Source organism: Streptomyces novaecaesareae (assembly GCF_000716875.1).
Taxonomy (GTDB): Bacteria; Actinomycetota; Actinomycetes; order Streptomycetales; family Streptomycetaceae; genus Kitasatospora; species Kitasatospora novaecaesareae.
In genome coordinates this window covers 18,333-28,680 of the sequence record NZ_JNWQ01000088.1, presented here as the reverse complement: position 1 = coordinate 28,680, position 10,348 = coordinate 18,333, and the positions used below count along the sequence as shown (strand labels likewise).

Annotated in this window: 6 protein-coding genes; 2 read left to right on the top strand and 4 right to left on the bottom strand. The window is 75.5% G+C overall.

The window, feature by feature from the left end; translation table 11 throughout:
- Positions 1-101: 101 nt before the first annotated feature.
- Positions 102-752 carry an AAA family ATPase gene (locus OP86_RS27135; RefSeq protein ID WP_051830748.1) on the bottom strand — a complete coding sequence of 217 codons (651 nt, stop codon included), beginning with the start codon at positions 750-752 and terminating at the stop codon, positions 102-104.
- Positions 753-934: 182 nt separating this feature from the next.
- Between OP86_RS27135 and OP86_RS27130 the strand changes: the two genes are divergently transcribed.
- Positions 935-2,551: an AMP-binding protein gene (locus OP86_RS27130; protein WP_078653656.1), complete on the top strand. Its 1,617-nt coding sequence runs from the start codon at positions 935-937 to the stop codon at positions 2,549-2,551.
- A 151-nt stretch (positions 2,552-2,702) separates the two neighbouring features.
- A complete protein-coding gene (locus OP86_RS36925) occupies positions 2,703-2,888 on the top strand; it encodes a hypothetical protein (RefSeq protein ID WP_030061703.1) in 186 nt (61 codons plus the stop codon).
- A gap of 21 nt (positions 2,889-2,909) precedes the next feature.
- On the opposite strand, the gene OP86_RS27120 is transcribed toward OP86_RS36925, so the two are convergent.
- The 3 genes from OP86_RS27120 to OP86_RS27110 all read right to left on the bottom strand — a co-directional run bounded on the left by OP86_RS27120 (position 2,910) and on the right by OP86_RS27110 (position 10,229).
- Positions 2,910-3,899: an ABC transporter ATP-binding protein gene (locus tag OP86_RS27120; RefSeq protein ID WP_051830743.1), complete on the bottom strand. Its 990-nt coding sequence runs from the start codon at positions 3,897-3,899 to the stop codon at positions 2,910-2,912.
- Positions 3,900-4,095: 196 nt separating this feature from the next.
- Positions 4,096-6,930, bottom strand: coding sequence for an ABC transporter permease family protein (locus OP86_RS27115; RefSeq protein ID WP_033333605.1), 2,835 nt, complete (start codon positions 6,928-6,930; stop codon positions 4,096-4,098).
- On the bottom strand, positions 6,927-10,229 hold the full coding sequence (locus OP86_RS27110; RefSeq protein WP_033333603.1) for an FtsX-like permease family protein: 3,303 nt from the start codon (positions 10,227-10,229) through the stop codon (positions 6,927-6,929). The genes OP86_RS27115 and OP86_RS27110 overlap by 4 nt, the downstream gene beginning before the upstream one ends.
- Positions 10,230-10,348 lie beyond the last annotated feature (119 nt).

Sequence of the window (10,348 nt, the reverse complement as noted above, 5' to 3'; positions counted from 1 at the left end):
ACGCGTACAAGAGCCTGCGCGTCGACCGACGCACCTACAAGGCCACCATCAGCATCGACATCCTGGGCGAGCCGATCAGCCCTTAACTTCACGGCCTTGCCCTAATGCCCGCCCGCCCCAAGGCCGTTCGCTCCGAACTCCACGGCCTGCGCGCGGGAGCGGGAGACGGCGTCCAGCAGCAGGACGGACGAGGCCTCGGGCGTCGGAGTCGGCCCGCCGGACCGCACGTGCCGGGTGAAGGCGGCCAACAGCCGCTCCAGGCCCCGGCGGTGGCGGGCGAACACCCGGACGCCGGCGTGCCGCCCGCGCGCCCGCTGGCCGTCGAGCGCGGTCGCGGCGCCGACGTCCAGCAGCACCAGGTGCAGTTCGCGGCCGCGGCGGGCCGCCTCGCGGGCCAGCCAACGCCGCATCCAGGCGCGGCTGCCGCAGTCGTGCACCAGCAGCGGCCCAACGCGCCGCACCGAGGAGCGCAGCAGCCTGAAGTGCTCCAGCCGCGCCCACGGCCGGTAGACCGCGTACGGCAGGCGCGCCGGCATCACCGCCTCGCAGGCCTCGTGCACCGTGCGCGGGTCGACGGTGCGCACCTGCGCGCCGGACCACCGGCGCAGCAGGGTGCTCTTCCCGGCGCCCGGCAGCCCGGACACCACCACCACGGCGTCGGCCGGGTACGCCACCACGAACCCCGCCCCGGCCTCGCCCCGCAGGTCGACCACCCCGCGCGGCGCCACGACCGCTTCCACGCTGCTGCCCACCGGCCCCCCGTTCACGTCCGAGCGGGAACCCTAACAACAACGCCCGGCCGACCGCTCGCCGACGGCCGGCGACCCCGGTTGCCGCCCCTGACCGGCGGTGCGCATGGGGCGGCCGCGCACCGCCGTGCGCCCCCGGGGCACCCGTCCACTAGGCTGACGAACCGTCAAGTGAGAGGAAGGCCATGGCAGAAGTGGGCCCGACGTACACCGGGCTGGTGCTGGACGGGCTGGCCCGGGATCCGGGGCGGGTGGCGATCCGGTCCGGGAACGACACGCTGACCGGGCAGGACTGCCTGGACGCGGTGCACCGCATGGCCCGGGCGCTGGAGCGGGCCGGGCTGGGGCGCGGGGACGGGGTGACGGTGCTGGCCGGCAACCGGCCGGAGGCGCTGCTGGTGCGGTCGGCCGCGAACCTGCTGGGCTGCCGGGTGGCGATGCCCTACCCGGACGGGCCGGTCGCGGAGCAGGTGGCGCTGGCCGGGTTCGCCGGGACGTCGGCGCTGGTCTTCGACCCGCTGCGCTGCTCGGCCGCGGCAGCCGGGATCGCCCAGGCCGTGCCCGGGGCCGCCCTGCTCTCCCTCGGCCCGGCGCCGCGCGGGCTCGGCACCGACCTCCTGGAGTCCGCCGCCGACTGCTCCCCCGCCGCGTTCGAGCCGCGGTACCGGCCCGAGGACGTGATGGCGGTGCGGTTCACCAGCGGCACCACCGGACGGCCGAAGGGCGTGCTGCGCCGGTTCGCCCGGCCGCCGCGCCCGGCGCTGCCGTCCGGTTCGACGTTCCTGCTGTGCACCCCGCTCTGCCACGGCGGCGGGACGACGGCGGACCTGGCGCTGGCGGCGGGCGGCACGGTGGTGCTGCAGGACGGGTTCGACGCGGGCGCCGTGCTGGCGGCGGTCGAGCGGTACCGGGTGTCCCGGACGTACCTGCCGCCGCACCTGCTCTACCGGCTGCTGGACCACCCGCTGCTGTCGGCGACCGACACCGGCAGCCTGCGCCGCGTCGGCTACACCGGCTGCCCGCCCTCGCCCCGGCGGCTGGCCGAGGCGACCCGCCGGCTGGGCCGGGTGCTGCACCAGACGTACAGCCTGACGGAGTGCGGGCCGGTCGCCCGGCTGAGCCCGGACGAGCACCTGGACCCGCGGCTGCTGACCACCGCCGGCCGCCCGTACCCGGACACCGCGGTGCGCGTCCTGGACGAGGACGGCACGGAGCTGCCGCCGGGCCGGACCGGGGAGGTCTGGGTCCGCACGCCGACGACGATGGCCGGGTACTGGCGCGATCCGGAGCTGACCGCGCGGGTGCTGCGGGACGGCTGGCTGGACACCGGCGACCTGGGCAGCCTGGACGCGGCCGGCTATCTCACGGTGGCCGGCCGGCGGGACCCGATGGCGATCGTCGAGGGGCACAATGTGTTCCCCCGCGAGGTCGAGGAGCCACTGCGCACCCACCCGGACGTCCGCGAGGCGGTGATGTTCACGACCGCCGACCCGGACCGGCTGGAGCGGGTGCACGCCGCGGTGGCCCTGGCCTCCGGCTCCCGGACGACCGCGGAGCAGCTGCGCCGCTGGAGCCGGGAGCACGGGTACGCGCGGTGCGCCCCGGACACGGTCCTCCTGCTGCCGGCGATCCCGCTGAACGGCCTCGGGAAGCCGGACCTCGCCGTGCTTCGCGCCCTGGTGGCTGACGGCGGGACCGGACGGGACGGCGGCCGGAGCGGGCGGGTCGACGGCGGGACCGAACGGGCCGACGGCCGGAGCGGGCTGACCGCCGCCACCGCAGGGGCGTGCGAGGGGGTGTGACGCGCCCCGCCAGTGCTTCGAGCGCCCACGCGGGCGACCTCTCGCGCGGCCCCCGGCGGGAAGAACCGTCCGTGGGCACTCGACCGTGCGGGCCGACCTGCCGATACATCCCGCGGCGAGGTTCCCCGCACCGTCCGCAGGAGGCACTACCTTGACCTGGCTACGCGTCCTGACCGCACTGGGCATCCTCGCCGTGGCGGCCAGTGCCCTGCTCGTGTTCGCCCTCTGCACCGCCACCGCCCGCGGCGAGCGCACCGCGCGGGAGGAGCCGCCGCCCGGCCTCCGTACGGACGCCGAGGGCAGCGGCCTCTTCCAGCGGATGGGCGGCGACAGCTGACGCCGCGCCGCCCGGGCCCGGTCAGTGCCCCGCGATGTCGTCCGGCCGGACCTCGATGTGGTCGGCCGCGAGGTCGACCGCCACCCGGTGCTCCATGCCGAGCGCCTCCAGGAACTTGACCGGCAGCTGCACCCGCCCGGTGCGGTCCAGCATCACGTACTCGCGCTCGTTGACCGACTCCTCGCCGTGCTCGTCCGTCACGGTACGGCGCAGCACCTCGCTGCTGGTCCGCCCGTCCCGGATGGCGACCGTGCGGCGCACCTCGCCCGCGACCATCGGATCGTGGGTCACGATGACGACGGTCGCACCGAGTTCGCGGTTGACGGTGCGGAAGGACTCGAAGATCACTCCGGCGGTCTCGGAGTCCAGCTCGCCGGTGGGCTCGTCGGCGAGCAGCACCGGCGGGTTGTTGGCCATCGCCACCGCGATCGCCACCCGCTGCTGCTGACCGCCGGAGAGCTCGTCGGGGCGCCGGTGGGCGAGCTCACCGATCTCCAGCGCCTCCATCAACTCCGCCACCCGGGCCGCCTGCCGCTTCGCCCCGCCGGCACTCGACCGGCGGCCGCGCAGCTGCATGGGCAGGGCGATGTTCTCGGCGGCGGTGAGGAAGGGCAGCAGGTTGCGGGCGGTCTGCTGCCAGATGAAGCCGACCACCTCGCGCCGGTAGCGCAGCCGCTCCCTGGCGGACATCTCCAGCAGGTCGCAGCCGGCCACGGTGGCCGTGCCGGCGGTCGGCACGTCCAGCCCGGCGAGGATGGTGAGAAGGGTGGACTTGCCGCTGCCGGAGGCGCCGACCAGAGCGACCAAGTCGCCCTGCTGGATGGTCAGTTCCAGACCCTGGAGCGCCTGGACCTCGACGCCCTCGGCACTGAAGATCCGGACCAGCCGGTCGCAGACGATGGCCGCGCCCTCGCCGTACGCCTTGGGCGCGGCGGCGGCGAGCGCCCGCTGCCGGAGTTCCTGCAGGCTGGGGGCCTCGACGACCGTCTGCCCCTGGGGGGTGGTGTTCACCGCTCGTCTCCTGTCTCGACTGACTGCTTCATCCCGCTCTGCTTCATCCCGCAGCGCTCCACCGGCCCGGCGCCGCTCTCCACTGCCGCGACGGCCCCCGCCGCTTTCCCGACGGTGCTCGCCGCTTTCCCGACAGTGCTCGCCGCGTTCCCGGCGGCCCTCGCCGCCGTCCCGGGCCGGGTGTCCGGTTTCCGCGTCATTGCCGCTCCCCCGCGCGCAGTTCGGTGGCGATCTGGCGCCGGCCGGCGATCAGTGTCTCCAGCACCACGACGAGGCCGACCAGCAGGGCCAGGCCCGCCGTGGGCAGCAGCACCGGCACCAGCGCCGGGGCCAGCACGTCGCCGACCCTGGCGCCGACCAGGGTGGAGATGTCGAAGGCCGAACCGAGCAGTCCGACGGCCGCCGTGGCGACCAGCCCGCCGCCGACGGCTGCCGCCAGGGCCTGCGGCATCGCCTCGGCGATGATCAGCGCCAGCCCCTGCCGGGGGCGCAGGCCCATGGTCCGCAGCCGGGCGAGCACGGCCGTGCGCTCGGGTGCGGCCCGGAACAGCGTCAGCAGGACGGCCAGCATGGCGAATCCGGCACCGGCCGCGGCCGCGTACCAGAACAACCGCCCGGCGGCGTGCTGCAGCGGGTCGTCGGCGAGCGCGGCGCCGGTCTCCCGGCTGCTGCGCACGTTGTACCCGGGGGGCAGCCCGTGGGTGCCCCGGCCGCCGGCCGCGGCCTCGTCCGCGAGCCGCTTGGCGAGGCCGGTCGGCTGGGTCAGGCCCTTCTCCCGCAGGGTCGTCCTGACCTGCTCGGGGTCGAGGTCGCCGACCGCGAACCAGCTGTTCACCTGCACCTTCTCCGGCAGGCGTTCCGCCGCGGGCCCGGCGGCCACCACGACGAACGGATGGCCCGGATCCGGCAGCGCCGGGGTGGCGTCGACGATCCCGGCGACGGTGGTGCGCAGCTCGTTGCCGTTGGGCGTGCGCACCTTGGACGCGCCGGTGCTCAGCCGCTTGGCCAGGTCGCGGCTGAACAGCGCGGGCACCGGGGTGTCCGGGCCGCCGGGGGTGCCCGCGAGCTTCGCCGGGTCGAACCCGCCGACGCCGAGGGTACGGGCGATCTCGGCGTACGCCTTCGGCTCGACGACCACCAGGTAGGCCCTGGTGTAGTCCTGGTCGCCGCCGATGAACATGGCCTTCGGCTCCACCCACGCCCCGGTCGCGGCGCGGGTGCCCGGCAGCTGACCGGCGGCCCTGGTGAACTCCTCCGACAGCTTTCCGTACTCGGGGATGGTGACGGAGACGTCTCCGCCGCTCATGACCTGCGCGGCGCGCGTCCGGCTGTGGTCGACCGTGTCGAGCACGGTGGCGCCGAATCCCGTCGTGGTGACGGCGATCAGCAGCGCGAGCAGCGGCAGCGCGGACGGGCGACGGCGGCCCGAGGTGTCCCGGGCGGCCCGGGCCAGCCCCAGGAAGCCGACCAGACCGCGGCCGCGGCCGGCGAGCGCCGCCAGCCAGCCGACCACCACCGGCTCGATCCGGGCCAGCAGCAGTCCACCGGTCACCGCGAGCAGCAGCGGGGCGGCGACCAGCAGCGGGTCCGGGCCGCCGCCGGCCTGTCCGACGCCGCGACGTCGCACCTCGGCCACGGCCGCGGCGGTGACCGCCAGGACGAGGAGCTCGCCGACCACCCGGCGTCGGCCGCCGCCGGCCCGCTCGCGCGACCACAGCAGCGCGGCCCGGGCGGGGAAGGCCAGCAGCGCGAGCAGCGTCGCCGCGAGGGCCGCGAGCACCGCGTGGCCCCACCGTGGGGTCGGCAGCAGGACCAGGGCGAGCGCGGTCGCGAGCACGGCGGCGGGCAGGACGATCACCAGACCCTCGCCGAGCAGGCGCCGCAGCACCCCTGTGAGCGAGCCGCCGCGGGCCCGCAGCAGCCGGAGCTCGGCGGTGCGCCGGTCGGTGTTGAGCGCGGCGGCCAGGAACAGCACCACCGCGGCGACGCCCGCCACCCCGGCGGGGCCGATCTCGCTGAGCGGCAGTGCGGCCTGCTGACGGGTGTCCGCGCTGGTCAGCATGCCGCTCAGCAGCGAGGTGGTGTGCAGGTCCGCGCGGCCGGTCACGCCGCCGAGGAGCACGGCGTCGGGCCCGGAGACGAAGGAGCTGAGGGTGGTGCGGGTCCGGTCGAGCTGGTCCGCGCGCAGCGCACCGGTGTCGACGGGCAGCCGCCAGAAGTCCTCGACCGTCCAGCCCCAGGTCGCCAGCGTGCGCAGGCTCCCGCCGTCGAAGAAGCCGGTGGTCTTCAGGAAGTCGTTGCCGTTGGCCCCTGCCTGGAAGCAGGCGCGGTCCGGGCAGCCGAGTTCCTCCCAGAACGGGTCCCGCGGGTCGTTGACGCGGTAGAAGCCGGTCACCACGCTGGCCAGCGGCTTGCCGGTCACGTCGGCACCGTTGTCGACGCGGTCGCCGAGCTTGATGCCGATGGCCTCTGCGGCCTTCTGGCTCACCACGATCGGCAGCGGGGTGCCGGGGTCGACGGCGCCCGGCCAGGCCCCCTCGACCAGGGTCACCCGGTCGGCGAGGCCCTGGAGGTAGACGAGGGAGAGGCTCGGAGGGGTGTTGTCGCCGACCCGGGTGTAGTTCGGGTTGTTCATGTTGCCGTAGCCCGTGCTGCGGGCACCGTGGGCCTGACCGGCCGCGGTCAGCGGCAGCTTCTTGCCGACCTTCTCCAGGAGCACCTGCTGGACGGTGTCCAGGGCGGCGCCGGTGTCCTCCGGTCTGGTCTTGGACGTGGTCTGCAGGCTGGTGGCGGTGAGGCCCCGGTGGCTCACGAAGTCCCGCAGGGCCGCGTCCGCGCCCCGGTCCGACAGGCGGGGGAAGGCCGCCGCCAGGAAGATCGTGACGAACGCGAGGGCCGCCATGAGCACGGCCGCGAGCGGGTTCGCGCGCAACCGGGTGCGGACCCATCGTGCGGGCCGGTGGTCGGCGCGGTGATCGGTACGGCGGTCGGCGCGGTGCACGGACACGGGGGTGTCGGCCTTGGTGGTCACATCTCCTCCACGAGGCGCAGCCGGGAGGCCACGTTTCGACCGCGGCGTCCGATGAGGAAGGCCGACAGCAGCGGGACAACGGCGATCGCGAGCGTGAGCAGCAGTACCTGACCCACCGGCAACTGGATCACGGCCTCGGGCAGCGGCCGCTTGGCGGCGGAGGTCAGCACCATGAACGGCACGATCAGGTGGACGAGCAGGACGCCGAGGACGAGTCCGACGACGCTGCCGAGCCCGATCAGCAGACCGTACTCGGCCGTGGTCGCGCGCCTCACCACCCGGCGGGGCGCGCCCAGGGCGAGCAGCAGGGCGGAGTCCTGGGAGCGCTGGCGGGCGGAGCCGGCCACGGCGGCGCCGAAGCCGATCGCCGCGAGCACCGCGGTGGCGACCGCGATCGCCATCAGCGCGCTCTGCGGGGCGGCACCGACCGGGTCGCCGAGGAAGCGCTCGGAGGCCTCGTCGGAGACCTGGACGTCCTGGCCCCCGGGGGCGGCCCGCAGGGCGGCGGCGGCCTCGGCCGGGGTGCGGTCGCCCGGGCCGGAGGCGGGCAGCCACCATTCGGTGCGGCCGGACAGCGAGCGGCCCTCCTCGGCCAGCAGCCGCGCGGTGGTGGCCAGGTCGATGACCAGCGCGCTGCGGCCGGCCACCGGCACGGCCTCGACCACACCGGTGATCTTGACCGAGAGGGTGGTGCCGGCGAACGGCACCCGGATGGTGTCGCCGACCGAGGCGCCGACCATCCCGAGGTAGTCGCGGGTGGCGACGCCGGACACGATCGATGTCGCCGCCGCCCCGGCCGGGCCGGCGACGGTCCGCAGGGCTTCTCCGGTGCCGTCCGCGAAGACGTAGCTGACGCTCAGCAGCCGGTCGGCCTGCGCTGCGTCGGGGGCGACGACGGCCGTGGGCTTCCCGTTCGTGGGCCGGGGCAGCGCGGTGGCCTTCCAGGAGAGGCCGACCGGCACGGCCACGGGGGTGGCCGGTCCGTCGGCGGTGTCGGAGACGGCCAGTCGGTGGATGGTGACCTCGCCGGCGGCCCGGTCGCTGAAGGTCACGGTCGCCCCGACCACGGTGAGCGGGGTGGCGGCCGAGCCCACCGGGGCACCCGTCAACTCGCCCAGCGGGGCCGAGGCGAGCAGGTCACCGCTGAGCGGGAGGCTGCCGATGGGGGCCTTGTGGACGTAGCCGAAGCGGTCCCGCAGCAGGAGCGTCACCTCCGGGGGGAACTGCGCCAACGACATGGCGCCGATGGTGACGGGCTTCCCGTCGAACTCCTGGCGGATGGAGAGGTCGGCGTCGATCCGCAGCGGGTGCCCGGGCAGCGGCACCCCGGTCTGCGCCCCAGCGGCGGCCGATGGGGCTGCGAGCGGGGCGGCCAGTGGCCCGAACAGCTCCTGACGCGTCTTCCCGTCCAGCAGGTCGTCGCGGACCGGGACGCGGTCGGCGAGCGCGGCGGTGTCCATCGCGAGCACCTGTCCGCTGCCGCCCGGCAGCACCTGCTCCCCGCGCACCACCTGGAGCAGCCGGTCGCCGCCCGGCAGGGCGCCGTAGCGGCCGCCCTGGCCCATCAGCGGGCTGTGCGCGGCGGAGATGCGCAGGCCGCCCGCCGTGTCGAAGGAGGCCCGGTCGCGCTGGGAGGCGGTCCAGGTGGCGTGCTGGCCGATGGCGAGCACGCCGGTGGCCACGGCCAGGACGAGCAGCAGCACCGGGCCGTTGGCGCGAGCGGGCTGACGGGCCAGCTGCCAGCCGACCATGGCCGGGCCGAGGCCACGGCCCTTGGCGGCCACCCGTGAGCCCAGGACCGCGGCGAGCGGCAGCAGGCGCAGCACGATCAGAGTGCCCGCGCACAGCGCCAGGGTGGGGGTGGCGACCAGCAGCGGGTCGATGCCGAGCTGCCCGGAGGAGTCGGCGGACAGCCCGCCGCCGTACTGGTCGAGCTGCTGGTAGGCGAGGACCGCCAGCGCGAGCACGGCGAGGTCGCCGCCGTTGCGCGCGATGCCGGAGACCAGGGCCTGACGGCGGCCGGTCCTGCGGCGCAGGGCGGCCCCGGCGCCGCGCAGCAGGCTGGGCACGGTGGCCAGCACGATGGAGGCGAGGGAGCAGACCAGCGCGACCGGCCACAGCGTCCAGCCGATGCCGGTGTCCAGGGTCACCTGGTGGGCCCGTCCGAGGCCGGCCAGGACGCGGACCAGGAACGGGGTGAGCAGGGGCGCGAAGACCGCCGCGGGGGTGGCGAGCAGCAGCAGCTCCAGGGCGGTGAAGCCGCCGAGCCGGGTGCCGGAGGCGCCGCGGGCGGCGAGCAGTTCGTTCTCCCGCTCCTGGCGGGCCGCGATCAGGCGGACGACGAGCAGCAGGGCGGCCGCGGCGAGCACGGCCAGCTGCAGGGCGCCGATCAGCAGGGTGGACCGGGCGACCGCCATTCCGGCCGTCAATTCGCTGATGACGTCCGAAAGTTCGGTGTTCACGCTGAACGAAGCGGTCTTCCGGGCGTCGTTCGACAGGCCTTGGACGCGGTGGCCGATCGCCTGGGCGGTGGCCTGGTCGACGGTCGCGAAGTCCGCGTCGAGCAGCCAGCCGCGGCTGCTCTGGATCAGGCCGCCCGTGGTGAAGGCGCTCTGGTCGACCATCATCGGCCCGTAGGTGGTGAACCCGCCGGTCTCGACCTCGTGACCGCCGACCGGGTCGATCCGCCAGTACGGGTCGAACGGGTCGGCCGCCTGGTAGACCCCGGTGACCCGAACGGCCAGCGGCTTGCCGTCGAGCCGGTCGACGAGCGGCACCTCGGCGGGCAGGGCCTGGCCGGTCAGACCGAGGCGGGGCAGCATGGCCTGGGGGACGGCGACTTGGGGAGCGGCGGACCGCACCGGACCGGTGACGGCGGCCGGCCAGGCGCCGGCGACCAGCCGCGTCCGGCCGCGGTCGACGTCGGCGAGGACCGTCAGGTCCGCCTTGTCCCCGGCGGCCTGGGCCGCCGCGCCCGCGGTGCCGACGACCGGCAGACCGTAGGAGCGGCTGCGCAGCAGGCTGTCGGTGTGCACGGGCAGCTCACCGAAGAGCTTCTGACGGTAGGCGGCGAGCGCCGCCTCGTCCTCCCGCTGGTCCGCCCCGTGTTCGGCGGTCACCATCACCGTGGTCCGGACATGGCCCGGACCTTGGAGCGCCTGCCGCAGGCCTGCCTGACCGACACCGCTGTTGAAGGTCACCAGGGCGGTCAACACCGCCGTGGCGATCAGTACCGTCAGCAGGACGGCAGCAGCCAGCGGCAGTCGCCCGCGCAGTCTGCGCACGACGAAGCCGAGCATCGAGTTCCTCCCCCGGATTACGTCCCCGGTAGCGTCAACCGGCCCCGCCCATAGATCCGATCCGGGCACAAATCGGCCACAGATGGACACTTCGAGAGCACACCGGCGCATGGATCACC